We start from the raw sequence: 25531 nt of genomic DNA, 5'->3' as shown, positions 1-25531 counted from the left end.
CCGCCGCCGCCGTCGCGTACCCTCGGGCTGTAGAGATCGCCGAACCCCAGGGAGGGAGCGCGCAGTGCTCATCGACACCTACGGCCGCGTCGCCACCGACCTGCGCGTCTCGCTCACCGACCGGTGCAACCTGCGCTGCACGTACTGCATGCCCGAAGAGGGCCTGCAGTGGCTGGCCAAGCCCGACCTGCTCACCGACGACGAGATCGTCCGGCTGATCCGCATCGCGGTCACCGACCTCGGCGTCACCGAGGTCCGCTTCACCGGCGGCGAACCGCTGCTCCGCCCCGGCCTCGTCGGCATCGTCGAGCGCTGCGCCGCCCTGGAACCGCGCCCCCGGATGTCCCTCACCACCAACGGCATCGGCCTCAAGCGCACCGCCGCCGCCCTCAAGGCGGCCGGCCTCGACCGGGTCAACGTCTCCCTCGACACCCTGCGGCCCGAGGTCTTCAAGACCCTCACCCGCCGCGACCGCCACCACGACGTCCTCGACGGCATGGCCGCCGCCCGCGACGCCGGACTGACCCCGGTCAAGGTCAACGCCGTCCTCATGCCCGGCCTCAACGACGACGAGGCCCCCGACCTGCTGGCCTGGGCCATCGAGCACGCGTACGAGCTCCGCTTCATCGAGCAGATGCCGCTCGACGCCCAGCACGGCTGGAAGCGCGAGGGCATGATCACCGCCGGGGACATCCTGGAGTCGCTGCGCACCCGCTTCACCCTCACCCCCGAGGGCGCCGAGGAGCGCGGCTCCGCGCCCGCCGAGCGCTGGGTGGTGGACGGCGGACCGCACACCGTCGGCGTGATCGCCTCGGTCACCCGCCCGTTCTGCCGGGCCTGCGACCGCACCCGCCTCACCGCCGACGGACAGGTGCGGACCTGCCTGTTCGCCACCGAGGAGACCGACCTGCGGGCCGCGCTGCGCTCCGGCGTCCCGGACGAGGAGCTGGCGGCGATCTGGAAGCGCGCGATGTGGGGCAAGAAGGCCGGTTCCGGCCTGGACGACCCGAGCTTCCTGCAGCCCGACCGCCCGATGTCGGCGATCGGCGGCTGAGCAGTACGGCGGTACGGCGGCGGATCCTGCGGCTCGGGAGTCCGGCGGGGCCTACCGCCCCTCGGCCCCTTCCGGCCGGGCCTCCCACTCGGACAGCGTCACCACGTCCTTGAGGAAACCGCGCACCCCCAGGAACTGCGACAGGTGCTCGCGGTGCTCCTCGCAGGCGAGCCAGGTCTTGCGCCGCTCGGGCGTGTGCAGCTTCGGGTTGTTCCAGGCCAGCACCCAGACCGCCGCGGCACGGCAGCCCTTCGCGGAACAGATCGGGGACGTCGGCGTCGGGGAGCTCTCCGGATTGATCACCGGAACATTCTCCACACACAAACGACGCCGAGCAGCCACGGGGGGAGCTGCCCGGCGTCGGTCCGTCGCTCCGACGGGGGATGCGGAGCGCACAGGCAGTATGTCACGCGGACCCCATCGCGGTGCAGCGGAACGTCATGATTGATCTGAGCTTTTCTTGAGCTTCTCGTCGGCCTCCGGCGCGGGCCCCGACGCGGCGCCCGGAGCGGACCCCGGCCCGGGCCCCGGCTCGATCATCGGCCGGCTCGGCGGCAGCGTGAACGTCGACGGCAGGGACGGCGCCCGTTCCCGGCCCGCGTTGGCGATCACCACCGCCACGTACGGCAGCAGCATGCCCAACGCCAGGGCCACCACGGCCACATGCCGCTCCACGTTCCACAGCACCGCCGCCATGATGACGGCCAGCGTGCGCACGGTCATCGAGATCACGTAGCGGCGCTGCCGGCCCCGTACGTCGTCGGCAAGCCCCTGGCGCGCCCCGGTGATCCGGAAGACCTCGTTGCTGCCATGCGTCCGCATCGCGTTCCACCGCCCGGTTCCGTGCCGGACTCTCCCCGGTCCGGGTCTCACTCCACGGTACGCCTGCCCGCCGCCGCCGGCGGGAGGGGGGCACGCATGCCGTCCACGTATGGCGCTGCCCGACATGCGCCGCATGACCGGGAGGCCGAGACTGGGCCCACATGCGCAGATCGCGCCGCCGCATGAGGAGGCGACCCTATGGGTTGGTTGTGGGCAATCATCGTGGGCTTCGTGCTCGGCCTGATCGCGAAGGCGATCCTGCCGGGGAAGCAGCAGATCCCGCTCTGGCTGACGACCGTGTTCGGCATTCTCGGCAGCCTCCTCGGCAACGCCGTCGCCGGATGGATCGGCGTCGAGGACACCAAGGGCATCGACTGGACGCGCCACCTGCTCCAGCTGCTCGGCGCGATCGCCATCGTCGGGCTGGGCGACATGCTCTGGGTCCAGCTCAGGGGCGAGAGACGCCGCGCCTGAACACGCCGACGGCGGCCCGGGTACGCGCGAAGCGCACCCGGGCCGCCGTCGTGTGCGCGGCCCGCGGGCCGTACGTCGGCCGGCGGCCGTACGGCTCAGGCCCCGGCGTACTCGATCGCCGCCAGGTTCTTCTTGCCGCGGCGCAGCACCAGCCAGCGGCCGTGCAGCAGCTCGTCCGCCGCGACCTCGGCGTCCTCGGCCGTGACCTTCACGTTGTTCACGTAGGCCCCGCCCTCCTTCACCGTGCGCCGCGCCGCGGACTTGCTCGCCGCCAGACCCACCTCGGTGAACAGGTCCACGACCTGGCCCAGCTCGGTGACCTTCGCGTGCGGCAGCTCCGAGAGCGCCGCCGCCAGCGTGGCCTCGTCGAGCTCCGCCAGCTCGCCCTGACCGAACAGCGCCTTCGACGCCCCGATCACGGCCGCGCACTGGTCGGCGCCGTGCACCAGCGTGGTCAGCTCCTCGGCCAGCGCCCGCTGCGCGGTGCGCGCCTGCGGCCGCTCCTCGGTGAGCCGCTCCAGCTCCTCCAGCTCCTCGCGGGACTTGAAGGAGAGGATCCGCATGTACCGGGAGATGTCACGGTCGTCGACGTTCAGCCAGAACTGGTAGAACGCGTACGGCGTGGTCATCTCCGGGTCCAGCCAGACGGCGCCGCTCTCGGTCTTGCCGAACTTGGTGCCGTCCGCCTTCGTCATCAGCGGCGTCGCCAGCGCGTGCACCACCGCGTCCGGCTCCAGGCGGTGGATCAGGTCGAGCCCGGCCACCAGGTTGCCCCACTGGTCCGAGCCGCCCTGCTGCAGCGTGCAGCCGTAGCGCCGGTACAGCTCCAGGAAGTCCATGCCCTGCAGCAGCTGGTAGCTGAACTCGGTGTAGCTGATGCCCTGCTCGGACTCGAGGCGGCGGGCCACCGAGTCCTTGGTCAGCATCTTGTTGACCCGGAAGTGCTTGCCGATGTCCCGCAGGAACTCGATCGCGGACATCCCGGCGGTCCAGTCCAGGTTGTTCACCATGACCGCCGCGTTCTCGCCCTCGAAGGAGAGGTACGGCTCGATCTGCGCGCGCAGCCGGTTCACCCAGTTCGCGACCGTCTCCGGGTCGTTCAGGGTGCGCTCGGCGGTGGGACGCGGGTCGCCGATCTGGCCCGTCGCCCCGCCGACCAGCGCCAGCGGCCGGTGCCCGGCCTGCTGGAGCCGGCGGACGGTGAGCACCTGGACCAGGTGGCCGACGTGGAGACTGGCCGCGGTCGGGTCGAAACCGCAATAGAACGTGACGGGACCGTCCGCGAGAGCCTTGCGCAAAGCGTCCTCGTCGGTGGACTGGGCGAAGAGCCCGCGCCACTTCAGCTCGTCGACGATGTCGGTCACGTCGTCCGTCTCCTCATAGTCAAGGGCAATTGCAGCAGTCAGTCTAGGCGGGTCAGACCCCCTTGCTGACCGAGCTCATGTTGAAGTCCGGCACCCGCAGCGCGGGCATCGCGGCCCGGGTGAACCAGTCGCCCCACTCGCGGGGCAGGGTCTTCTCGGTCCGGCCCGCCTCCGAGGCACGCGACAGCAGGTCCACCGGGGACTCGTTGAAGCGGAAGTTGTTCACCTCGCCGACGACCTCGCCGTTCTCCACCAGGTAGACGCCGTCCCGGGTGAGCCCGGTGAGCAGCAGCGTCGCCGGGTCGACCTCGCGGATGTACCACAGGCAGGTCAGCAGCAGTCCGCGCTCGGTCGCGGCGACCATCTCGTCCAGCGACCGCTCGCCGCCGCCGTCCAGGACCAGGTTCCCGATCGCCGGGGTCACCGGCAGGCCGGTGAGGCCCGCGCTGTGCCGGGTGGTGGTGAGGTGCTCCAGCCGGCCCTTGCGCATCCAGTCGGTCGGCGCGAGCGGCAGGCCGTTGTCGAAGACCGAGGAGTCGTCGCCGGAGGAGTGCGCGATCACGAAGGGGGCGCACTCCAGGCCCGGCTCGTTCGGGTCCGAGCGCAGGGTCAGCGGGAGCGGGGCGAGCGTCTCGCCGATCCGGGTGCCGCCGCCGGGGCGGGAGAAGACCGTACGGCCCTCCGCCGCGTCCCGGGCGCTCGACGACCACAGCTGGTAGATCAGCAGGTCGGCGACGGCCGTCGGCGGCAGCAGCGTCTCGTACCGGCCGGCGGGCAGCTCGATCCGGCGCTCCGCCCAGCCGAGCCGGGTCGCCAGCTCGGCGTCGAGGGCGGCCGGGTCGACGTCCTTGAAGTCGCGGGTGGAGCGGCCGGCCCACGCCGAGCGGGACCGGTCCGGCGACTTGGCGTTGAGCTCCAGGGTGCCGTTCGGCTGGTCGTGCCGGAGCCGCAGCCCGGTCGAGGTGCCGACGTACGTGGAGGTCAGCTCGTGGTTGGCGAAGCCGTACAGCTCGCGGCCGCCGGCCCGGGCGCGGGCGAACGCCTCGCCGAGCGCCGGCGCGAAGTCGGCGAACACGGCGGAGGAGGTCTCGGCCGGCGCGTCCCGGAAGTCGGGCGACGCGGGCACGTCCGCGACCAGCGGCTGGGCGTCCTCGGCGGGCCCCGCGGCCCGCGCGGCCTGCTCCGCGGCCCGCACCAGCGGCTCCAGGTCGTCCACGGTGACCGCGGACCGGGACACCACGCCGGAGGCGGTGCCCTGCGCGCCGTCGACGGTGGCGACCACGGTGAGCGTGCGGCCGCGGGTGACGCCGTTGGTGGTGAGCGCGTTCCCGGCCCAGCGCAGGTTGGCGCTGGACTCCTCGTCCGCGACGACGACACAGCCGTCGGCGCGGGACAGCTCCAGGGCGCGCTCGACGATCTCGTACGGCTTGGTGATCCGAGAGCTCATCGCCCGGCCTCCTGCGTGGTGTTGAGAATGTTCACGCCCCGGAAGAGGGCGGACGGGCAGCCGTGGGAGACCGCGGCGACCTGGCCAGGCTGGGCCTTGCCGCAGTTGAAGGCGCCGCCGAGGACGTACGTCTGCGGGCCGCCGACCTTCTCCATCGAGCCCCAGAACTCCGTCGTCGTCGCCTGGTACGCGACGTCCCGCAGCTGGCCGGCGAGCCGGCCGTTCTCGATGCGGAAGAATCGCTGGCCTGTGAACTGGAAGTTGTACCGCTGCATGTCGATCGACCACGAGCGGTCGCCGACCACGTAGATGCCCCGCTCGACCCCGCCGATCAGGTCCTCGGTCGACAGCCCGCCCGGGTCCGGCTGCAGCGAGACGTTCGCCATCCGCTGCACCGGCACGTGCGCGGGGGAGTCCGCGTAGGCGCAGCCGTTGGAGCGGCCGAGGCCGGTCAGCCGCGCGATCCGCCGGTCCAGCTGGTAGCCGACCAGCGTGCCGTCCTTCACCAGGTCCCAGCTCTGCGCCTCGACGCCCTCGTCGTCGTAGCCGACCGTCGCGAGGCCGTGCTCCGCGGTCCGGTCGCCGGTCACGTTCATGATCGGGGAGCCGTAGCGCAGCTTGCCCAGCTGATCGAAGGTGGCGAACGAGGTCCCCGCGTACGCCGCCTCGTAGCCGAGCGCCCGGTCCAGCTCGGTGGCGTGGCCGATGGACTCGTGGATCGTCAGCCACAGGTTCGACGGGTCCACGACCAGGTCGTACCGGCCCGCCTCGACGCTCGGCGCGCGCATCTTCTCCGCCAGCAGCGCCGGGATCTCCTCCAGCTCCGCGTCCCAGTCCCAGCCGGTGCCGGTCAGGTACTCCCAGCCCCGGCCCACCGGCGGCGCGATCGTCCGCATCGAGTCGAACTCGCCGGTCGTCCCGTCCACCGCGACCGCGGTCAGCTGCGGATGCAGCCGGACCCGCTGCTGCGTGGTGACCGTGCCCGCCGTGTCCGCGTAGAACTTGTTCTCCTGGACCGTCATCAGCGAGGCGTCCACGTGGGCCACGCCCTCCGCCCCCAGCAGCCGCGCGCTCCAGTCGGCGAGCAGCGCGGTCTTGTCCTGGCCGGGGATGTCGAAGGGGTTGATCTCGTACGAGGAGATCCACGTCCGGTCCGTGTGCACCGGCTCGTCCGCCAGCTCCACCCGCTCGTCCGACCCGGCCGCCGCGATGATCTTCGCCGACAGCTGCGCCATCGCCACCGCCTGCGAGGCGACCCGCGCCGCCGCGTCCATGGTCAGGTCGACCCCCGAGGCGAACCCCCACGCGCCCCCGTGCACCACCCGCACCGCGAAACCGAGGTCCGTCGTGTCCGAGGACCCCGCGGGCTTGGCGTCCCGCAGCCGCCAGGTGGCGCTGCGCACCCGCTCCAGTCGGAAGTCGGCATGGCTCGCCCCGAGCGCGCGCGCCCGCGCGAGCGCCGCATCGGCGAGCGCCCGCAGCGGCAGCGCCGTGAAGGCTTCGTCGAGGGAATGGGTCCCAGTTGGCACAGCTGTCTCCTGTCGTTGAGACCGGTCGTCCCCGATCATGTCGCGCTTCGGGCCGCGATGCCACGAGCTTTCCGCGGGGCTTTCTGTAGGGACCCGACAGTGGCATGCGCAAGCCACTGTCAGGGGTCGATTCCCGGGAAGAGGGACCGGACCGATAGGTTTTCGACGTACCAGACCGCTGATCGAAAGGGTGATCCGTTGAGCCGCTCGGTTCTCGTCACCGGAGGAAACCGGGGCATCGGCCTCGCCATCGCCCGCGCTTTCGCCGAGGCCGGAGACAAGGTCGCCATCACGTACCGGTCCGGGGAACCGCCGGCCGCCCTGACGGAGCTCGGCGTGCTCCCGGTCAAGTGCGACATCACCGACGCCGAACAGGTGGAGCAGGCCTACAAGGAGGTCGAGGAGAAGCACGGTCCGGTGGAGGTGCTGGTGGCCAACGCCGGCGTCACCAAGGACCAGTTGCTCATGCGGATGTCCGAGGAGGACTTCACCTCCGTCCTCGACACCAACCTCACCGGCACCTTCCGTGTGGTGAAGCGCGCCAACCGCGGCATGCTGCGCGCCAAGAAGGGCCGCGTCGTCCTGATCTCCTCCGTCGTCGGACTGCTCGGCTCCGCCGGGCAGGCGAACTACGCCGCCTCGAAGGCCGGACTGGTCGGCTTCGCCCGCTCCCTCGCCCGTGAGCTCGGTTCGCGCAACATCACCTTCAACGTCGTCGCGCCGGGTTTCGTCGACACCGACATGACCAAGGTGCTCACCGAGGAGCAGCGCGCGGGCATCGTGGGCCAGGTTCCGCTGGGCCGCTACGCGCAGCCGGAGGAGATCGCCGCCGCGGTGAAGTTCCTCGCCTCCGACGACGCCTCGTACATCACTGGAGCCGTCATCCCGGTTGACGGCGGATTGGGCATGGGTCACTGATCACCATGAGCGGAATTCTCGAAGGCAAGCGCATCCTGATCACCGGCGTGCTGATGGAGTCCTCCATCGCGTTCCACGCCGCGAAGCTGGCCCAGGAGCAGGGCGCGGAGATCATCCTCACCGCCTGGCCCCGGCCGACGCTGACCGAGCGCATCGCCAAGAAGCTCCCCAAGCCCGAGAACGTGAAGGTCCTGGAGCTCGACGTCTCCAACGACGAGCACCTCGCGCGCCTGGAGGGCCAGGTCCGCGAGCACCTGGGCGACCGCCTCGACGGCATCGTCCACTCCATCGGCTTCGCGCCGCAGGACGCGCTCGGCGGCAACTTCCTCAACACGCCGTTCGAGTCCGTCGCCACGGCGATGCACGTCTCGGCCTTCTCGCTGAAGTCCCTGACGATGGCGCTGCTGCCGCTGATGAGCGAGGGCGGCTCCGTCGTCGGCCTCACCTTCGACGCGAAGTTCGCCTGGCCGCAGTACGACTGGATGGGCCCGGCCAAGGCGGCCCTGGAGGCCACCAGCCGCTACATGGCGCGCGACCTCGGAAAGCAGAACATCCGCTGCAACCTGGTCTCCGCCGGCCCGCTCGGCTCCATGGCCGCGAAGTCCATCCCCGGCTTCGACGGCCTGGCCAGCGTCTGGGACTCCCGCTCGCCGCTGGAGTGGAAGCTGGACGACCCGGAGCCGGCCGGCCGCGCCATCGTCGCCCTGCTGAGCGACTGGTTCCCGATGACTACCGGCGAGATCGTCCACGTCGACGGCGGCCTGCACGCCATCGGCGCGTAAGCGGCTTGTGAGGGCCGGTGGCCGCCCCTTCGGGGGCGGTCGCCGGCCCTTCGGCATTCCGGGACGGTCTCGACTCGAAAAGTCCGGCCGGGCACCTCAGACTGGTCGGAGCGTGACGTTTCTGTCTGCCGACGGGGAGGAGGTACGGCCGTGCGTACGAGGCACCGCAGAGCGGTCGGGATCGCCTCGGCCGCCGTACTCCTCGCCGGGACCGCCGCCGTCCTCGCCGAGGTGCGCGCCGCCCCCGCGCCCGCCCCCGCGGCGGAGCGGCCGCCCGCGTACGAGGCGTCCTGCCGCACCGTCGTCGACGGCTCCCGCGTGACCGCGTACTGCCACAACCCGTACCCGGGCGCCGACCGGGTCCGGCTGCACGTCGAGTGCGACGCCTGGTGGGACGTCGACAGCGACAGCGCCCCCGTCGACGTCGGCCCGACCGCCTACGCCGAGCTGAGCGGCCGCTGCTGGAAGGACGTACGGGACGCCTGGATCAGCCACGAGCCCGTCACGGACTCCGCCGGCACATGAACGGATAGCTCGCCGCCTCCGCCGCCGCGGCGTCCCCGTCGCCGGCCCGGATCGCGGCCACGAGCCGCCCGTGGTCCATGTGGTTCTCCGGCCGCAGGTCGCCGCCCACGTCCTCGCGCAGCCAGTCCCGCAGGACGTCCCCGAGGTCCGCGTACAGCGCGGTCAGCACCTCGTTGTGGGAGGCGGCCACCACGGCCTGGTGGAAGGCCACGTCCAGGGTCACGAAGTGCTCCGCGTCGCCCGCCGCCCACGCCTCCTCGCGCCGCGCGAGCAGCGCCTCCAGCTGCCGTACGTCCCGGTCGGTGCGCCGCTCCGCGGCCAGCCGCGCCGCCGAGGACTCCAGGGTGGAGCGGACCTCGGCCACGTGCCGCGGGTCGGAGCCGGCGAAGCGGCGGTGCATCACCCCGGCGAGCTCGCTGGTGGCGATCACGTACGTGCCCGAGCCCTGCCGGATGTCGAGCAGCCCGTTGTGCGCGAGCGCCCGCACCGCCTCGCGGACGGTGTTCCGGGCCACGCCCAGCTGCTCGACCAGCTCCGGTTCCGTGGGGATGCGCGAGCCCACCGGCCACTCGCCGGAGGTGATCTGCTGCCGCAGCTGCGCGATCACCTGGTCCGAGAGCGCGGAGCGCCGGGGGGAGCTGAGCGCCATCACACGCCTCCGCAACGGTGCACGTCGTTCGGGACGTTCGGGATTGAACCGTTCGAGATTGGACAATGAATCATCCCATGATTCTATGATGGCTCCATGTCCGACGAGCCGCAGACCCTCGAACCCGCCCGCACCGCCCCACCCGCCCAGGCCGCCCGCGTCGCCGCCGAAGGCGGCAGAGGCACCGGTCCCGCCCCCTGGGTCGCCCGTCTCGTCGTCGTCGGACTCGTGCTCGCCGCGCTCAACCTGCGCCCCGCCATCACCAGCCTCGGCGCCCTCCTCGAAGAGGTCCGCGCCGACCTGCACATGAGCGGCAGCGTCGCCGGCGTGCTCACCTCCGTGCCGCCGCTCTGCTTCGCCGTCTTCGGCATCACCGCACCCCGCCTCGCCCGCCGCTTCGGCCCCGCCGCCGTCGTCGGCGCGGGCATGGCCGCGATCTTCGCCGGGCTCGCGGTACGGCCCTTCGCCACCGGCACCGCCGGCTTCCTCGCCGCCAGCGCCCTCGCCCTCATGGGCATCGCCGTCAGCAACGTCCTCATGCCCGTCATCGTCAAGCGGTACTTCCCCGGCCGCATCGGCACCATGACCGGCCTGTACTCCATGAGCCTCGCGCTCGGCACCTCCCTCGCCGCCGCCGCGACCGTGCCCATGACCGAGGCGCTGGGCGGCAGTTGGCGCCTGGGGCTCGGCGTCTGGGCCGTGCTCGCCGTCCTCGCCGTGATCCCCTGGATCCCCCTGGTGCGGGACCGCGACCGCGCGCGGCGCGAACGGAGCGAGGGCGCCCACGACGCCGCACCGGCATCCGGTACGGCACCCGCATCCGGTACGGCACCCGCATCCGGTACGGCGCCCGCCGCCGCACCCGGCCGGATCACCCGCAGCCGCACCGCCTGGGCGCTCGCCTGCTTCTTCGGCCTCCAGGCCACCGGCGCGTACATCACCATGGGCTGGATGCCGCAGATCTTCCGCGACTCCGGCGTCCCCGCCACCACCGCCGGCCTGCTGCTCGCCGTCACCATGGTCATGGGCGTCCCGCTCGCCTTCGTCATCCCCCGCCTCGCCACCCGGCTGCGCACCCAGGGCCCGATCGTCGTCGCCCTCGGCCTGTGCGGCGTCACCGGCTACCTCGGGCTCTTCCTCGCCCCCGCCTCCGGCGCCTGGGTCTGGGCCGTGCTCCTCGGCGTCTCCAACTGCTCCTTCCCGCTCGCCCTCACCATGATCGGCATGCGCTCGCGCACCGGCACCGGCGTCGTCCGGCTCTCCGCCTTCGCCCAGAGCGTCGGCTACCTGATCTCCATCCCCGGACCGCTGCTCGTCGGCGTCCTCTACCAGCACAGCGGCGGCTGGGACCTGCCGCTCGCGCTGATGGCGGGCCTGCTGATCCCGCAGATGCTCATGGGCGTGCTCGCCGGACGGGACCGGAACGTCGAGGACGAGATCTGAGATGCGAGACTGAAGCCATGCCCTACCTCGACCCGAACCCCCAGAACGGCCAGAAGAAGCTGCTGCTCGTGCTGTGCGCGATGCTCGGCATCGGCGCCGTGATCGCCGTCGTCGCCACGATCGTCTCGCCCTCCTGACCTTCGCGCGCCCCAGGGCGCGGGTTCTCCCCCGCGACCCCTAGGGGGCGCGCCTCAGGGTGAAGTGGGTGGATCACCGGATGGGCCCGGCCGCGCCCGCTCCGTACGGTGAGGACCGTCGCAGCAAGGCGCAGGTCCCGACCCCACGGAGGCGGCCATGACGGCCCGTACCCCCATCCGCTCCCGGACCCCGGCGACCGGGGTCGACACCCGGCTGCCGTGGTGGGCGCTCGCCCTGCCCGTCGCCGCCTTCGTCGCGCTCCTGCTGCTGATCACCGACCCCGGTCAGGCGCACGCCGCGGCCGGCGCCGGCGACCCCTCCGTGGGCCGGTTCCTCCAGGCCCTGCAGCAGACCCTCGGCCGCTGACCCCGTGCGGGTGGAGTCGCCCCAACCCCCTGCGCCGGAAGGCCCGTTTCGTGCGAAGCTGGGGTGCATGAGCGTCGAGACACCCCGCATGATCGTGTTGCTCCGCCATTCCAAGGCCGACTGGGGTCAGGAGGCCGACCACGAGCGGCCGCTGGCCGACCGCGGCCGCCAGGAGGCCCCCCTCGCCGGCCGCCGGCTCGCCGCCTCCGGGATCTCCTTCGACCTGGCTCTCTGCTCGACCGCAGTCCGCACCCGCGAGACCTGGAAGCTGGCGGTCCCCGAGCTGCCGCAGCGGCCGAAGACCGTCTACGAGGAGCGGATGTACGAGGCCTCCCTCGGCGAGTTGATCGCCCTGGTCAACGAGGTCTCCGACGAAGTGCGGAACCTGGTGCTGATCGGCCACAACCCCGGCATGCACGGCCTCGCGGACGCGCTCGCCGGCGAGGCCGAGGGCGACACCCTGGCCCGGATGAGCCGCAGCGGCTTCCCCACCTCGGCCTTCGCCGTCCTCCGGTTCACCGGCTCCTGGAAGTCCGTGGAGCACGGCGTCGGCACCCTGGTCGACTTCTGGACCCCGCACTCCTGACCCGCCCGCACTCCCGACCCGCCCACGCGACTGATCCGTCCACGCGAAGGGGCCCGGCCGTCCTCACGACGACCGGGCCCCTCACGCGCAGCGGGACGTCCCGCGGCTCAGTGCGGCAGCTCGTCCTCGCCGAGGTCCGCCGCCTCGACCTCCTCGCGGGTGACCCCGAGCAGGTACAGCACGGTGTCCAGGAACGGCACGTTCACCGCCGTGTCCGCCGCCTTGCGCACCACCGGCTTGGCGTTGAACGCCACGCCGAGCCCGGCCGCGTTCAGCATGTCCAGGTCGTTCGCGCCGTCGCCGATCGCCACCGTCTGCGCCAGCGGCACGCCCGCCTCGTGCGCGAAGCGGCGCAGCAGCCGCGCCTTCCCGGCCCGGTCCACGATCTCCCCGGTGACCCGGCCCGTGAGCCGTCCGTCGACGATCTCCAGCGTGTTCGCCTGGGCGAAGTCCAGCCCGAGCCGCTCCTTCAGGTCGTCGGTGACCTGCGTGAACCCGCCGGACACCACACCCACCTGGAAGCCGAGCCGCTTGAGCGTACGGATCAGGGTCCGGGCGCCCGGGGTGAGCCGCACCTCCGCGCGGACCTTGTCCACCACCGACGCGTCCAGGCCCTCCAGGAGCGCCACCCGGGCGTGCAGCGACTGCTCGAAGTCCAGCTCGCCGCGCATCGCGGCCGCGGTCACCTCGGCGACCTTGTCCTCGCAGCCGGCATGGGCCGCGAACAGCTCGATGACCTCGTCCTGGATCAGCGTCGAGTCCACGTCCATGACCACCAGCCGCTGCGCGCGGCGGTGCAGACCCGCGGCGACGACGGCCACGTCCACGCCGATCTCGTGCGCCTCGGTGGCCAGCGCGGTCCGCAGCGGCTCCGTCTCGCAGCCGGAGACCGCGAACTCCACCGCCGTCACCGGGTACTTCGCCAGCCGGAAGATACGGTCGATGTTGCCGCCGGTGCCGGTGATCCGCGCCGCTATGGCGGCGGTCTGCTCCGAGGTGAGCGGGTGACCGAGCACGGTCACATGGGAGCGGCCGAGGCCCCGGGGCCGGTTGTCGCCCGTACCGGAGATGATCTCGGCCTGCAGCTTCTGCGACTCCGCCCAGCTGTGCACCGTCGCCCGCAGCTCGCCCTCGGAGGCCGCGGCCGGCTCCGTGACGAGCGCGCACAGGACGATGCGGCCCCGGGTGACGACCTGCTCGATGTCGACCACGTCGACGGAGAAGGCGGCCAGCGTGTCGAAGAGCCCGGCGGTGATCCCGGGACGGTCCTTCCCGAAGATCTTGACGAGAAGGGTGGGAACGTCTGAGGTCTGCGTTGCGCTCATGGTGTTACCACCGTATCGGGCACCCGGTGCCACCGTGCTCCCCGTCCCGACTGCCGGACAGACCTGTGACGGCCCGGCCGCCCCCGGTTCGCCCCCGTGACGCCCGCCCGTCACGCGCGTGGGGGCGCGAGCGGCGGCCGCGCCGGACGCCGGGTCCGGCTTGCCCCCGGTCGCCCGTACTTTCATGATCCGTACGCAGTCGCGGCGTTTCGCCGCCCCCGGTGCAGCCTCTGCCGTGTCTTCACACGGCCCGACTTTCGGTTCCGGGGCCGGGCCTGAAATAGTTCCCCCCGGTTGTTCGCCATCCCTAGACTCCCGCGACGGGGGTACATCGGGGGACAAGTAGTGGGGCATGGAGTGCCAGAACTCGTACTGGAATTGAACGGAAGGACCTGGACTCTCGATCCGTCCAGGTCGTACACCCTCGGGCGCGATCCGCAGGGCGACCTGGTGATCGACGACGCCAGGGTCTCGTGGCGACACGCCACCATCAGCTGGGGCGGCCGGAGTTGGGTCATCGAGGACCACGGCTCGACCAACGGCACGTTCGTACAGGGCCAGCGGATCCACCAGATGGAGATCGGCCCCGGCTCCGCGGTCAACCTCGGCAACGCGACCGACGGCCCGCGGCTGAACCTCGCCGGCGCCGCCCAGGCCGCCCCGGCGCAGCAGCCGCCGGCGCAGCACCAGCACCAGGCCCCGGCCCACCAGGCCGCCGGCTGGGCCGGGCACCAGGCCGCGCCGCAGGCCCAGCCGCAGCAGGGCTGGCAGCAGCCGGCCCAGCAGCCGATGCAGCCGCAGGTGCCGCACCAGCAGGTGCCCCGCCAGGCCCAGGGACCCGGAGCCGGCGGAGCCGCGGGGGCCTCGCCCGTCTACGGCGACCGCAGCCCGACCACGTTCCACCAGCTGGCGCTCGGTCACGTCATGCGCATCGGCCGTGCCCTGGAGAACGAGCTCGTCGTCTCCGACCTCCAGGTCTCCCGCCACCACGCGGAGTTCCACGCCACGCCCGACGGGCGCATGGAGATCCGCGACCTCGGCTCGCACAACGGCACGTACGTCAACGGTCAGCCGATCCCCAAGGGCGGCAGCGCCCTCCTCGGCCCCCAGGACATCGTCGGCGTCGGCCACTCCACCTTCCGGATCGTCGGCGGCCAGCTCGAGGAGTTCGTCGACACCGGCGAGGTCTCCTTCTCGGCCCGCCACCTCACGGTGACCGTCGACGGCGGCAAGCAGATCCTCAAGGACGTCTCCTTCGGCGTCCCCGAGAAGTCGCTCATCGGCGTCATCGGCCCCTCCGGCTCCGGCAAGTCCACCCTGCTCAAGGCGCTCACCGGCTACCGGCCCGCCGACCAGGGCGACGTCCTGTACGACAACCGCAGCCTCTACAAGCAGTTCGCCGAGCTGCGCCAGCGCATCGGTCTGGTCCCGCAGGACGACATCCTGCACAAGGAGCTGACCGTCCAGAAGGCGCTCAAGTACGCGGCCAAGCTCCGCTTCCCCGCGGACACCAGCGACCAGGAGCGCAACCAGCGCATCGACGAGGTGCTGCGCGAGCTCAAGCTGGACATCCACAAGGAGAAGAAGGTCACCTCCCTCTCCGGTGGCCAGCGCAAGCGCGTCTCCGTCGCCCTGGAGCTCCTCACCAAGCCGTCGCTGATCTTCCTGGACGAGCCGACCTCCGGCCTCGACCCGGGCATGGACCGCGACGTCATGCAGCTGCTGCGCGGCCTCGCCGACGACGGGCGCACCGTCCTCGTCGTCACCCACTCCGTGGCCGAGCTCGCGCTGTGCGACAAGCTCCTGGTGATGGCGCCCGGCGGCTCCGTGGCCTACTTCGGCCCGCCGGACGAGGCGCTGAACTTCTTCGGCTACAGCACCTGGGCCGACGTCTTCTCCGCCTTCGAGAACTACCGCGACTACGACTGGGCGGGCCGCTGGAAGGGCTCGCAGCACTACCAGATGTACGCCGCGGACCTCGACGCCGTCGCCGCGCAGCCGGTCCACATGCCGGGCCCGGCCCAGCAGGCGCTGGCCCGCCCGCCCAAGCCGCAGGGCTGGGGCTCGCAGCTGTGGACCCTGATCCGCCGCTACGTCTCGGTGATCGCCTCCGACAAGGGCTTCATGGCCCTGATGGTGATCCTGCCCGCCGTCCTCGGCGCGGTGTCGGTGGTCATCCCCGCCGACTTCGGCCTCGGCAAGCCCACGCCGCCGTCCCGCTTCAACGGCGACGCCGGCACGATCATGCTGATCCTCGCGGTCGGCATGTGCTTCTCGGGCGCGGCCAACTCCGTACGAGAACTGATCAAGGAACGGGTCATCTACGAGCGGGAGCGCGCCGTCGGCCTGTCCCGCTCCGCGTACCTGATGTCCAAGGTCATCGTGCTCGGCATGATCACCGCCTTCCAGGGCGTGATCATCTGCGGCATCGGCTTCTCCACCCGTGAGCTGCCGACGGAGGGCCTGCTCATGCCGCCGGCCGTCGAGCTGTGCATCCAGGTCATCGCGCTCGGCCTGACCTCGATGATGGTCGGCCTGGTCATCTCCGCCCTGGTGAAGACCGCCGAGAAGACCATGCCGCTGCTGGTCATGTTCGCGATCGTCCAGGTCGTCTTCACCGGCATCCTCTTCCAGGTGTACGGCTCGCCCGGCCTGGAGCAGTTCGCCTGGCTGATGCCGTCCCGCTGGGGCATCGCCGGCGCCGGCACCACGCTCGACCTGGCGCACCTCATGCCGCCGTGGGACCACAAGAACCCCACGGACACCGACCCGCTGTGGGAGCACACGGTCGGCCAGTGGAGCCTCGACCTCGGCATCCAGCTGCTCATGGCGGCCGTCTGCTGCGTCCTCGTGGCGCGGCTGCTGCGCCGCCACGAGCCGGAGGTCATGCGCAAGTAGTCACCGGCGCGCACGCCCGAAGGGCGGCACCCCGCACGGGGTGCCGCCCTTCGGCATGTCTGTGGCGACTCGGTACGCGCTGCTCGGCTCAGTACGCGCTGTTGACGTTGTCGATCGTGCCGTAGCGGTCGGCCGCGTAGTTGCAGGCGGCGACGATGTTGGCGACCGGGTCGTACTGGTCGAACTTGGTGCCCGGGACGTGGTAGGCCTTGAAGGTCGGGTAGATGACCTGCAGCAGGCCCTTCGACGGGACGCCGTTGATGGCGTTGATGTCCCAGTTGTTGATGGCGCGGGGGTTGCCGCTGGACTCGCGCATCACGTTCTTGTAGATGCCGTTGTACGTGCCCGGGATGTCGTGCTTGTCCATGATGAACAGCGCCTCGCGGATCCAGCCGTCGAGGTTGTTCGCGAAGACGGGGGTACGGGCGGCGGCGCGGCTGGCGGCGGCCTTCTCGGCGGCACGCTTCTTCGCGGCGGCCTTGGCGGCGGCCTTCGCCTTGGCCTTCGCCTCGGCCTTGGCCTTCGCCTTCGCGGCGGCGACGCGCTTGGCCTTGGCCTTGGCGCTCGCCTCGGCGGCGGCCTTCTCGGCCTGGAGGCCGATGGCGTTCGTCTGCTCGGTCAGGCTGGTGTGCAGCGCCTTGGCCTGCGGGCTGTTGGCGTCGTACGCCCAGGCGACCGGCTTGGCGTGGGACAGGGCCTGGGGCTCGGTCTCGGCGGAGGCGTCACCGCCGGAGGCCAGGGAGAACGTGAGGGCGGCGGCGCTCAGGGCGGCCACGCCGGCGATCGAGATCTTGTGCTTCTTGTTGAGTCGATAGTGGCCAGGGGTGTTCGCGGACATACAGGAGTACCTCTTCGAATAGCGCGGGGGTCGCTCATGCCGGGGCGGCTGCGCCTCTTCGGCGGCGACGGACGCAATTCTTAGCGGCCGCAAAATCCTGTGGCAAAGGTGTGACGTACGATCCCCGGTAGTGGATCAGGGGGCCCACGCGCCCCTCCCGATGGCACCCGGGAACCGGACCTATCAGCATTCATCCGGTCCTTATGCGACCACTAGCGCGGTTCGTAAGTGACCTGGGTCCTATGCCCGGGCTCACACCGCGGGCCACTCCCTCTCACCCACAGTTGCGCCCGCAATGCGCACCGTGAGCCCCCTCGTCCGGGCGGAGGAAGCAGGCGCCCGAGGCCTAGGTCCCGGGGCCCAGGCCGTCGTGGTCTCCGGTCGGATACGGACCGTCACACCCCGCCGGTACGGTGACCGCATGAGCCACCGACCGAGCTCCGGCCTCGCAGCCGTGAGCACCGCGCTCCTGGCGATGAGCCGCCAGATGGAGGTCCGCGACGTCCTCAAGACGATCGTGGCCTCCGCGCGCGAACTGCTCGACGCCGAGTACGCGGCCCTGGGCGTGCCCGACGACCACGGCGGCTTCGCCCAGTTCGTCGTCGACGGCGTCACCGACGAGCAGTGGAAGGCCATCGGCCCGCTGCCCCGCCAGCACGGCATCCTCGCCGCCATGCTCCACAAGGCCGAGCCCGAGCGGCTCGCCGACGTCCGCAAGGACCCCCGCTTCGAGGGCTGGCCCGCCGCCCACCCCGAGATGTCCGACTTCCTCGGCCTGCCCGTCCGCGACGGTGACGAGACCCTCGGCGCGCTGTTCCTCGCCAACAAGCGCTGCGCCAAACCGGCCGGCGGCTGCGGCTTCACCGCCGAGGACGAGGAACTCCTCGGGATCCTCGCCCAGCACGCCGCCATCGCCCTGACCAACGCCCGCCTCTACGAGCGCAGCCGCGAGCTCACCATCGCCGAGGAGCGCTCCCGGCTCGCCCACGAGCTGCACGACGCGGTCAGCCAGAAACTCTTCTCGCTCCGCCTCACCGCCCAGGCAGCCGCCGCGCTCGTCGACCGCGACCCCGCCCGCGCCAAGGGCGAGCTCCAGCAGGTCGCCGCGCTCGCCGCCGAGGCCGCGGACGAGCTGCGGGCCGCCGTCGTCGAGCTGCGGCCCGCCGCGCTGGACGAGGACGGCCTCGTGCACACCCTGCGCACCCAGATCCAGGTCCTGGACCGCGCCCACGACGCGCGGGTCACCTTCGACAGCTGCGGCGTACGCGCCCTCCCCGCCGCCCAGGAGGAGGCGCTGCTCCGCGTCGCCCAGGAGGCGCTGCACAACGCGCTGCGGCACTCCGGCGCGGCCCGCGTCGAGGTCGCCCTCGTACGGCGCGGCCAGGGCGCGCTGCTCACCGTCACCGACGACGGGCGCGGCTTCGAGCCGGGCGCCGTCCGCAAGGCGGGCCGGCACCTCGGCCTGGTCTCCATGCGGGACCGGGCCGGCGGGGTCGGCGGCAGGCTCACCGTGACCTCGGCGCCGGGCCGCGGCACCACGATCGAGATGGAGGTCCCCGGTGGCTGACAGAACTATCCGGGTGCTGCTGGTCGACGACCACCAGGTCGTCCGGCGGGGCCTGCGCACCTTCCTGGAGGTGCAGGACGACATAGAGGTGGTGGGGGAGGCCGCCGACGGCGCGGAGGGCGTGGCCCGCGCGGAGGAGCTGAGGCCCGACGTCGTCCTCATGGACGTCAAGATGCCGGGCATGGACGGCATCGAGGCCCTGCGGAAGCTGCGCGAGCTGGCGAACCCGGCCAAGGTCCTGGTCGTCACCAGCTTCACCGAGCAGCGCACGGTCGTCCCGGCCCTGCGCGCGGGCGCCTCCGGCTACGTCTACAAGGACGTCGACCCGGACGCCCTTGCCGGCGCGATCCGCTCGGTCCACGCCGGCCACGTCCTCCTCCAGCCCGAGGTCGCCGACGCGCTCCTCTCCCAGGAGGAGGGCCAGAGCGGCACGGGCCGCGGCTCGACCCTGACAGAACGGGAACGCGAGGTCCTGGGCCTGATCGCCGACGGCCGCTCGAACCGGGAGATCGCGCGGGCCCTCGTCCTCTCGGAGAAGACGGTGAAGACCCACGTCTCCAACATCCTCATGAAACTCGACCTGGCAGACCGCACCCAGGCAGCCCTCTGGGCAGTCCGCCACGGCTTGACGCAGTAGCGGGCTCGACAGACGAGCCGCGCTCGCGGCACGAGCTGGCCCGCGAGTGCGGCGCGGCATGAGCCCGGCCGCGAGCGTGGCACTGCCAGGCGCAGGGGCCCGGCCGAGACCGCGCTCCGCGCGCGGCCCCCGGCAAGCCGCACCTGCCCGGCGTACGGCTCAGCCTCCGCGGCGCTCCGCGGGCGCGGACCAGCTCTCGCCGGGCCGGGGGCCAGGGGGCGTCAGCCCCCCGGTACCCCACTCACCCCGGGGTCCGGGGCGGAGCCCCGGTTTCGGGAAGGGGCGGGGTGGGGGAGAGCCCGCCGCAGGCGCCCCCACGCACCCGCACCGCCCCCCAGCACAAGCCCCACCCCGCCCCTCAAGGCGCAGGACACCGCGCCGCCCCCAGCGCAAGCCCATCGCCCGCGCCCAGCGCAACCCCCGCCCCCAAGCCGCAGCCCCACCGAGCCGCCCCGCGCAGGAGCCCCTACCGTCCCCGCTCCCGCTCCTCCACGTACGCGTTGTACGCCGCGACCTGCGCCCGCCGGGCCACCCGCTCCACCGGCCGCAGCGCGGCCCCCCGCGCCGCCATCTCCGCCGCGCTCACCGCGCCGCCGTGACCGTTCTCGTACGCGAGCGACACCATCAGCGCCACCCGCTGCGCCAGCTCGAGCACCCGCGCCGCCCGCGGCGGGTACCCCGGCGCCAGTACGTCCCGCGCCGCCGACGCCTCCGCCCGCGCCCGGTACGCGTCCCGCGCCGCGTCGGCCGCCGGGCCGGAGCCCGCCACGTCCAGCCGCGTGAGCACCACCGTCGCCTCCCGCAGCGCGTCGGCGAGCTCCCGCTCCGCCTCCCCGAGCGACGGCACGTCCGCAGGCGGCGCCTCGCGCACCGCGAGGCACCGCCAGACGACCTCCACGTGGAGATCCCCCTCCGGCCCCGCCTCCGTCACCTCCGGCACCAGCCCGTACGGCGCGCCGAAGCCGACCACCGCCTCCTCCGCCTCCAGCGCCCGCGCGTTGAAGTCCGGCGGCCCGCTGAGCCCCAGCGGGTGCCCCGGCGCGGGCAGCGCCACCCGCCACCCGGTCACCCCCAGCCGCCGCAGCCGCCCGAGGGCCAGCGTCAGTCCGACCGGACCCGCCTCACCCGGCAGCCCCTCCACCCGATGCACCGTGTCGTCCCCGACGATCGCCTCGACCGCGTCGTCCGGCGACGCCGCTCCGGCCAGGAGGGCGTTGCCCCAAGCGGCCAGGCGTCCTGAGCGTGGTTCCCAAAGCATGGCCCCCAGCCTAGGCATTCGCCCCGCCCCCGATGCCCGCCCCCGTGCCCGCCGCCCACGCCGCACCCCGACGCCCCGCACCGCTCCGCCGGTGGCGTAGGTTTTCCCTGGACGCCCGCCCACCGACGCAGGCGACGACACGACTCGACCGACCGCAAGGGGAGACGACACGACCATGAGCGATGTACTGGAGCTGGTGGACGTATCCGTGGTCCGCGACGGACGCGCTCTGGTGGACGAGGTCTCATGGTCGGTCAAGGAGGGCGAGCGCTGGGTCATCCTCGGCCCCAACGGCGCCGGCAAGACCACCCTCCTCAACCTCGCCTCCAGCTACCTCTTCCCCACCACCGGCAGCGCCCGCATCCTCGGCGAGCAGCTCGGCGGCGTCGGCACGGACGTCTTCGAGCTCCGTCCCCGCATCGGCATGGCCGGCATCGCCATGGCGGAGAAGCTCCCGAAGCGCCAGACCGTCCTGCAGACCGTCCTCACCGCCGCGTACGGCATGACCGCCACCTGGCACGAGGACTACGACGCCGTCGACGAGCAGCGCGCCAAGGCCTTCCTCGACCGCCTCGGCATGTCCGACTACCTGGACCGCAAGTTCGGCACCCTCTCCGAGGGCGAGCGCAAGCGCACCCTGATCGCCCGCGCCATGATGACCGACCCCGAGCTGCTCCTCCTCGACGAGCCCGCCGCCGGCCTCGACCTCGGCGGCCGCGAGGACCTGGTCCGCCGCCTCGGCCGGCTCGCCCGCGACCCGATCGCCCCCTCCATGGTGATGGTCACCCACCACGTCGAGGAGATCGCCCCGGGCTTCACCCATGTGCTGATGATCCGTCAGGGCAAGGTGCTGGCCGCCGGCCCGATGGAGACCGAGCTGACCTCCCGCAACCTGTCCCGCTGCTTCGGCCTGCCGCTGGTCGTCGAGCGCAACGGCGACCGCTGGACCGCCCAGGGCCTCCCGCTCAAGTAGCCCGCACGCACAGGGCGTCGTGACTCCGCACAGCACCGCGCCCTGTCCCCGGCACCCCTCGCCGCCCTACCATGACCACGTGGACATCGACGCATGGGTCTGGTGGCTGATCGGAGCGGTGGGTCTCGGCATCCCGCTGGTACTGACCACGATGCCCGAGTTCGGCATGTTCGCCGCCGGCGCGGTCGCCGGCGCGATCACCGCCGCACTCGGCTTCGGAGTGGTCGCTCAAGTGCTCGTCTTCGTCGTGGTGTCCGTCGCGCTGCTCGCGGTGGTCCGCCCGATCGCGGCCCGGCACCGCGACGGCCGACCCCAACTCGCCACGGGCGTCGACGCGCTGAAGGGCCGTCAGGCCGTCGTCCTGGAACGGGTGGACGGCAACGGCGGCCGCATCAAGCTCGCCGGCGAGATCTGGTCCGCCCGCGCCCTCGACGGCGGGCAGAGCTTCGAACCGGGCCAGCAGGTCGACGTCGTCGAGATCGACGGGGCGACCGCCGTGGTCATGTGACGGAGTGACAGAACCCCTCACACGACGACCCGCCGTCTGGGAAACTCGATCATCGAAACCAACCCGGCAGTCAACCGGCAGCGAAGGGCACGGGGAGCACGATGCCATCCGTCATCATCGTCCTGATCATCCTGGTGGTGCTTGTCTTCATCGCACTGATCAAGACGATCCAGGTCATCCCGCAGGCCAGCGCCGCGATCGTGGAGCGCTTCGGACGCTACACCCGCACGCTCAACGCGGGCCTGAACATCGTCGTCCCGTTCATCGACTCGATCCGCAACCGGATCGACCTCCGTGAGCAGGTCGTCCCGTTCCCGCCCCAGCCGGTGATCACCCAGGACAACCTGGTCGTCAACATCGACACCGTCATCTACTACCAGGTGACCGACGCCCGGGCCGCGACCTACGAGGTCGCCAGCTACATCCAGGCCATCGAGCAGCTCACTGTCACCACGCTGCGCAACATCATCGGCGGCATGGACCTCGAACGCACCCTCACCTCCCGCGAGGAGATCAACGCGGCGCTCCGCGGCGTCCTCGACGAGGCCACCGGCAAGTGGGGCATCCGCGTCAACCGCGTCGAGCTCAAGGCCATCGAGCCGCCGACCTCCATCCAGGACTCGATGGAGAAGCAGATGCGCGCCGACCGCGACAAGCGCGCCGCCATCCTCACCGCCGAGGGCACGCGCCAGGCCGCCATCCTCACGGCCGAGGGCGAGAAGCAGTCCCAGATCCTGCGCGCCGAGGGTGAGGCCAAGGCCGCCGCCCTGCGCGCCGAGGGCGAGGCCCAGGCCGTCCGTACGGTCTTCGAGGCGATCCACGCCGGCGACCCGGACCAGAAGCTGCTCTCGTACCAGTACCTCCAGATGCTCCCGAAGATCGCCGAGGGCGACGCCAACAAGCTCTGGATCGTGCCCAGCGAGATCGGCGACGCCCTCAAGGGCCTCTCCGGCGCCTTCGGCAACATCGGAGGGGGAGTCCCCGGCTTCAACACCGGCGGCTCCTCCCAGGGCAACGGCAACGGCAGCGGGAACGGCGCCGGCGCCGCCGTCGTCGAACAGCGCCGCGAGGAACCCCCACTTGACTGACACGTACACGTAATCGTGCATGATCGGTGAGAGCCCCTCGACCCCGACGCCCGTCCGGGCGGGGAGGCGACTCACTGACCATGTAAGGAGATGGCGTTGTCCATCTGGGAAGTACTGGCAGTCTTCGTCGCCGGCGTCGGAGCCGGCACCATCAACACCATCGTCGGCTCCGGAACGCTGATCACGTTCCCGGTCCTCCTCCTCACCGGCCTGCCGCCGGTGACCGCGACCGTCTCCAACGCCCTCGGCCTCATCCCCGGCTCCATCAGCGGCGCCATCGGCTACCGCGAGGAACTCAAGGGCCAGCGCCGGCGCGTCCTGCGCCTGAGCGCCATCGCCGCCGCCGGCGGCCTCTGCGGCGCGATGCTCCTCCTGCTGCTCCCGCCCAGGGCCTTCGAGACCATCGTCCCCGTCCTCGTCGCCCTGGCCCTGGTCCTCGTCGTCCTGCAGCCCACCATCTCCAAGAAGGTCCAGGCCCGGCGCGAACGCAACGGCGACCACGGCGACCCCGACGGCGGCCCGCTCCTGCTCACCGGCCTCTTCCTCGCCAGCGTCTACGGCGGCTACTTCACCGCCGCCCAGGGGATCATCTACCTCTCCCTCATGGGCACGCTCCTCGCGGACACCCTGCAGCGCCTCAACGCCGTCAAGAACGTCCTCGCGGCGGTCGTGAACACCATCGCCGCGCTCTTCTTCCTGTTCGTCGCCGACTTCGACTGGACCGCCGTCCTGCTCATCGCCGTCGGCTCCGCCATCGGCGGCCAGATCGGCGCCACCGTCGGCCGCCGCCTCTCGCCGAAGGTCCTGCGCGCCGTCATCGTCGCCGTCGGCCTCACCGCCATCGTCCAGCTCCTGCTCCGCTGACACGACCGCGGGCCCGCCCCCGGGAAGGGGACGGGCCCGCACGGATGTACGCGAGCGGTGGCTAGGCCGCCGAATCGGCCAGCCAGTCCGGCAGTTCGGCCCGCTCGCCCGCCCGCATCGCCAGCAGCATCGCGTCCGCAGGAGTCGGCACGAACGGCTGGTGCAGTAGCGGCATCCCGGCCTGCTCCGGAGTCCGGTCCGCCTTGCGGTGATTGTCCTCCGCGCACGAGGCGACCGTGTTCATCCACTCGTCCCGCCCGCCCTGCGCCCGCGGCACCACATGGTCCACGGTCGTCGCGCGCCTCCCGCAGTACGCGCACCGGTGCTGGTCCCGCACCAGCACCCCCCTCCTCGACCACGGAGCCTGTCTTCGGAACGGCACCCGTACGTACCGGCAGAGCCTGATCACCCGGGGAACCGGAAGCTCGACGGCGGCGGCACGCATACGGAGCTCGGGGTGAGCCTGTTCCACGACGGCCTTGTCCTGCAGGACAAGCACCACCGCACGGTTGAGTGTGACCGTCGAAAGCGGCTCGAAGCTCGCGTTCAGTACCAGCGTGTCCCGCATCATGCCCACCTCCCGTGTGCCGGCCCACCCCCCTGGCGGGCTTGGATCAACTCTGGCCGGGCGCGCCGGGTAGGACAACGCAATATCTGCGCAACGAAAGATGCCCGCTTCTGATCTCTCCAAGACCAGAAGCGGGCAAACAACAGACGAACGCTGAGTCGCCTGTGCGGGGTTCTCGCTACGCGGGGTTCTCGTACTCCGCGATCAGCTGCGTGCGCCCCAGGGTGTGGAAGCGCAGATTGAAGCCGACCGCGGCCGGAGAGGTGTCGGCGTCCGGACCGAGCTTCTCCTGATCGACCGCGTACACCGTGAACACGTAACGGTGCGGACCGTCGCCCTTCGGCGGCGCGGCCCCGCCGAAGTCCTTCGACCCGTAGTCGTTGCGCGCGTGCACCGCGCCCGCCGGCAGACCCTCGAACGAGCCGGACCCGGCGCCCGCCGGCAGCTCCGTCACCGACGCCGGGATGTCGAACAGGACCCAGTGCCAGAACCCGCTGCCCGTCGGCGCGTCCGGATCGAAGCAGGTGACGGCGAAGCTCTTCGTCTCCGCCGGGAAACCCTCCCAGCGCAGCTGCGGAGAGGTGTTCCCCGCCGCGTACACCTGCGCCTCCTTCAGCACCCCGCCCGGCGCCACGTCGTCGCTCACCACCGTGAACTCCGGCACCGGCGGATGGAAGTCGTGAGGGAGCGGCGCCCTCTTGCCCTCGGCCACGTCTGAACCTCCGTATCGCCCGATCTGACTGACGGCTGTCTGACTGACGGCTGTCGCGCCCGAGCCTAGAACCAGTTCCGCCGGCCACCGACCTCGGCGAGCCACTGGTTCAGGTACGCCGCCCAGTCGGTCGTGTGGAAGTCGTGCAGACCGACCGTGAACGAACGGAACGAGTCGCTGCCCTCGCTGAACAGACCC

Annotated in this window: 28 protein-coding genes (1 of these 28 running past the window's edge); 16 read left to right on the top strand and 12 right to left on the bottom strand. The window is 71.9% G+C overall.

Features of this window, described 5'->3' with window-relative positions:
- Positions 1 to 64 precede the first annotated feature (64 nt).
- Positions 65 to 1054: a GTP 3',8-cyclase MoaA gene (gene moaA, locus ACNJ93_RS06130; protein WP_418956305.1), complete on the top strand. Its 990-nt coding sequence runs from the start codon at positions 65 to 67 to the stop codon at positions 1052 to 1054.
- Between the two features lie 51 nt (positions 1055 to 1105).
- On the opposite strand, the gene ACNJ93_RS06125 is transcribed toward moaA, so the two are convergent.
- Positions 1106 to 1357, bottom strand: coding sequence for a hypothetical protein (locus ACNJ93_RS06125; protein WP_418956304.1), 252 nt, complete (start codon positions 1355 to 1357; stop codon positions 1106 to 1108).
- A gap of 135 nt (positions 1358 to 1492) precedes the next feature.
- Positions 1493 to 1876 (bottom strand): DUF3099 domain-containing protein, encoded by a 384-nt coding sequence (locus ACNJ93_RS06120; RefSeq protein WP_418956303.1) that lies wholly within the window; start codon positions 1874 to 1876, stop codon positions 1493 to 1495.
- A gap of 198 nt (positions 1877 to 2074) precedes the next feature.
- Here ACNJ93_RS06120 and ACNJ93_RS06115 point away from each other — a divergent pair, with 198 nt between their 5' ends.
- Complete coding sequence (locus ACNJ93_RS06115) at positions 2075 to 2350, top strand: GlsB/YeaQ/YmgE family stress response membrane protein (protein WP_418956302.1); 276 nt, start codon at positions 2075 to 2077, stop codon at positions 2348 to 2350.
- A gap of 95 nt (positions 2351 to 2445) precedes the next feature.
- Here the strand turns inward: ACNJ93_RS06115 and tyrS are convergent, their stop codons facing one another.
- Genes tyrS through ACNJ93_RS06100 form a run of 3 tightly spaced genes read right to left on the bottom strand, consistent with a single transcriptional unit; the run spans position 2446 to position 6690 of the window.
- Positions 2446 to 3714, bottom strand: coding sequence for a tyrosine--tRNA ligase (gene tyrS / locus ACNJ93_RS06110; RefSeq protein WP_418956301.1), 1269 nt, complete (start codon positions 3712 to 3714; stop codon positions 2446 to 2448).
- Positions 3715 to 3766: 52 nt separating this feature from the next.
- Complete coding sequence (locus ACNJ93_RS06105) at positions 3767 to 5161, bottom strand: metallopeptidase TldD-related protein (RefSeq protein ID WP_418956300.1); 1395 nt, start codon at positions 5159 to 5161, stop codon at positions 3767 to 3769.
- The gene (locus ACNJ93_RS06100) at positions 5158 to 6690 is read right to left on the bottom strand and encodes a TldD/PmbA family protein (protein ID WP_418956299.1); all 1533 of its coding nucleotides are present in this window, start codon (positions 6688 to 6690) and stop codon (positions 5158 to 5160) included. Before ACNJ93_RS06100 ends, ACNJ93_RS06105 begins: the two co-directional genes overlap by 4 nt.
- Positions 6691 to 6888: 198 nt before the next feature.
- Here ACNJ93_RS06100 and fabG point away from each other — a divergent pair, with 198 nt between their 5' ends.
- The 3 genes from fabG (at position 6889) to ACNJ93_RS06085 (ending at position 8915) form a co-directional block, all read left to right on the top strand.
- Entirely contained in the window at positions 6889 to 7608 is a 720-nt protein-coding gene (gene fabG / locus ACNJ93_RS06095) for a 3-oxoacyl-[acyl-carrier-protein] reductase (protein ID WP_418956298.1), read from the top strand.
- 5 nt (positions 7609 to 7613) lie between these two features.
- On the top strand, positions 7614 to 8390 hold the full coding sequence (gene fabI / locus ACNJ93_RS06090; RefSeq protein WP_418956297.1) for an enoyl-ACP reductase FabI: 777 nt from the start codon (positions 7614 to 7616) through the stop codon (positions 8388 to 8390).
- 150 nt (positions 8391 to 8540) lie between these two features.
- On the top strand, positions 8541 to 8915 hold the full coding sequence (locus ACNJ93_RS06085; protein WP_418956296.1) for a hypothetical protein: 375 nt from the start codon (positions 8541 to 8543) through the stop codon (positions 8913 to 8915).
- Here ACNJ93_RS06085 and ACNJ93_RS06080 read toward each other — a convergent pair.
- Positions 8893 to 9564, bottom strand: a complete 672-nt coding sequence (locus ACNJ93_RS06080; protein ID WP_418956295.1) for a FadR/GntR family transcriptional regulator — start codon at positions 9562 to 9564, stop codon at positions 8893 to 8895. The two genes, ACNJ93_RS06085 and ACNJ93_RS06080, sit on opposite strands and share 23 nt — an antisense overlap.
- A gap of 96 nt (positions 9565 to 9660) precedes the next feature.
- Here ACNJ93_RS06080 and ACNJ93_RS06075 point away from each other — a divergent pair, with 96 nt between their 5' ends.
- The 4 genes from ACNJ93_RS06075 (at position 9661) to ACNJ93_RS06060 (ending at position 12097) form a co-directional block, all read left to right on the top strand.
- A complete protein-coding gene (locus tag ACNJ93_RS06075; RefSeq protein ID WP_418956294.1) occupies positions 9661 to 11007 on the top strand; it encodes a CynX/NimT family MFS transporter in 1347 nt (448 codons plus the stop codon).
- A 17-nt stretch (positions 11008 to 11024) separates the two neighbouring features.
- Complete coding sequence (locus ACNJ93_RS06070; protein WP_418956293.1) at positions 11025 to 11144, top strand: SGM_5486 family transporter-associated protein; 120 nt, start codon at positions 11025 to 11027, stop codon at positions 11142 to 11144.
- Between the two features lie 157 nt (positions 11145 to 11301).
- Positions 11302 to 11511, top strand: coding sequence for a hypothetical protein (locus ACNJ93_RS06065; protein ID WP_418956292.1), 210 nt, complete (start codon positions 11302 to 11304; stop codon positions 11509 to 11511).
- Between the two features lie 67 nt (positions 11512 to 11578).
- Entirely contained in the window at positions 11579 to 12097 is a 519-nt protein-coding gene (locus ACNJ93_RS06060; protein WP_418956291.1) for a SixA phosphatase family protein, read from the top strand.
- 107 nt (positions 12098 to 12204) lie between these two features.
- On the opposite strand, the gene serB is transcribed toward ACNJ93_RS06060, so the two are convergent.
- Entirely contained in the window at positions 12205 to 13422 is a 1218-nt protein-coding gene (gene serB / locus ACNJ93_RS06055) for a phosphoserine phosphatase SerB (RefSeq protein WP_418956290.1), read from the bottom strand.
- A gap of 345 nt (positions 13423 to 13767) precedes the next feature.
- On the opposite strand from serB, the gene ACNJ93_RS06050 reads away from it, so the two are divergent.
- On the top strand, positions 13768 to 16320 hold the full coding sequence (locus tag ACNJ93_RS06050; RefSeq protein WP_418956289.1) for an FHA domain-containing protein: 2553 nt from the start codon (positions 13768 to 13770) through the stop codon (positions 16318 to 16320).
- An 88-nt stretch (positions 16321 to 16408) separates the two neighbouring features.
- Here the strand turns inward: ACNJ93_RS06050 and ACNJ93_RS06045 are convergent, their stop codons facing one another.
- On the bottom strand, positions 16409 to 17158 hold the full coding sequence (locus ACNJ93_RS06045) for a transglycosylase SLT domain-containing protein (RefSeq protein WP_418956288.1): 750 nt from the start codon (positions 17156 to 17158) through the stop codon (positions 16409 to 16411).
- A gap of 421 nt (positions 17159 to 17579) precedes the next feature.
- On the opposite strand from ACNJ93_RS06045, the gene ACNJ93_RS06040 reads away from it, so the two are divergent.
- Positions 17580 to 18725: a GAF domain-containing sensor histidine kinase gene (locus tag ACNJ93_RS06040; RefSeq protein ID WP_418956287.1), complete on the top strand. Its 1146-nt coding sequence runs from the start codon at positions 17580 to 17582 to the stop codon at positions 18723 to 18725.
- Positions 18718 to 19362, top strand: a complete 645-nt coding sequence (locus ACNJ93_RS06035; protein WP_418956286.1) for a response regulator — start codon at positions 18718 to 18720, stop codon at positions 19360 to 19362. The genes ACNJ93_RS06040 and ACNJ93_RS06035 overlap by 8 nt, the downstream gene beginning before the upstream one ends.
- A 466-nt stretch (positions 19363 to 19828) precedes the next feature.
- On the opposite strand, the gene ACNJ93_RS06030 is transcribed toward ACNJ93_RS06035, so the two are convergent.
- Complete coding sequence (locus ACNJ93_RS06030) at positions 19829 to 20620, bottom strand: hypothetical protein (RefSeq protein ID WP_418956285.1); 792 nt, start codon at positions 20618 to 20620, stop codon at positions 19829 to 19831.
- Positions 20621 to 20795: 175 nt separating this feature from the next.
- On the opposite strand from ACNJ93_RS06030, the gene ACNJ93_RS06025 reads away from it, so the two are divergent.
- The 4 genes from ACNJ93_RS06025 (at position 20796) to ACNJ93_RS06010 (ending at position 24053) form a co-directional block, all read left to right on the top strand.
- Positions 20796 to 21593, top strand: a complete 798-nt coding sequence (locus ACNJ93_RS06025) for an ABC transporter ATP-binding protein (RefSeq protein WP_418956284.1) — start codon at positions 20796 to 20798, stop codon at positions 21591 to 21593.
- Between the two features lie 79 nt (positions 21594 to 21672).
- Positions 21673 to 22101, top strand: a complete 429-nt coding sequence (locus ACNJ93_RS06020) for an NfeD family protein (protein ID WP_418956283.1) — start codon at positions 21673 to 21675, stop codon at positions 22099 to 22101.
- A 101-nt stretch (positions 22102 to 22202) separates the two neighbouring features.
- Positions 22203 to 23189 (top strand): SPFH domain-containing protein, encoded by a 987-nt coding sequence (locus ACNJ93_RS06015; RefSeq protein WP_418956282.1) that lies wholly within the window; start codon positions 22203 to 22205, stop codon positions 23187 to 23189.
- 90 nt (positions 23190 to 23279) lie between these two features.
- Complete coding sequence (locus tag ACNJ93_RS06010) at positions 23280 to 24053, top strand: sulfite exporter TauE/SafE family protein (protein WP_418956281.1); 774 nt, start codon at positions 23280 to 23282, stop codon at positions 24051 to 24053.
- Positions 24054 to 24114: 61 nt separating this feature from the next.
- Here the strand turns inward: ACNJ93_RS06010 and ACNJ93_RS06005 are convergent, their stop codons facing one another.
- The 3 genes from ACNJ93_RS06005 to ACNJ93_RS05995 form a co-directional block, all read right to left on the bottom strand.
- The gene (locus ACNJ93_RS06005) at positions 24115 to 24621 is read right to left on the bottom strand and encodes an HNH endonuclease (RefSeq protein WP_418961326.1); all 507 of its coding nucleotides are present in this window, start codon (positions 24619 to 24621) and stop codon (positions 24115 to 24117) included.
- 178 nt (positions 24622 to 24799) lie between these two features.
- Positions 24800 to 25333, bottom strand: coding sequence for a YbhB/YbcL family Raf kinase inhibitor-like protein (locus ACNJ93_RS06000; RefSeq protein ID WP_418956280.1), 534 nt, complete (start codon positions 25331 to 25333; stop codon positions 24800 to 24802).
- Positions 25334 to 25398: 65 nt separating this feature from the next.
- Positions 25399 to 25531 carry the 3' end of a sporulation protein gene (locus ACNJ93_RS05995; protein WP_418956279.1) on the bottom strand. The gene runs 650 nt beyond the window's last position, so 133 of the gene's 783 nt are visible here — the last part of the coding sequence; its start codon lies beyond the right edge, outside the window; the stop codon is at positions 25399 to 25401.

Origin of the sequence: Streptomyces tritici, from assembly GCF_048500665.1 — a bacterium.
GTDB classification, from domain to species: Bacteria; Actinomycetota; Actinomycetes; order Streptomycetales; family Streptomycetaceae; genus Streptomyces; species Streptomyces tritici.
Note: the sequence above shows the minus strand (reverse complement) of the source record. Positions and strands in the feature narration are given on the sequence as shown.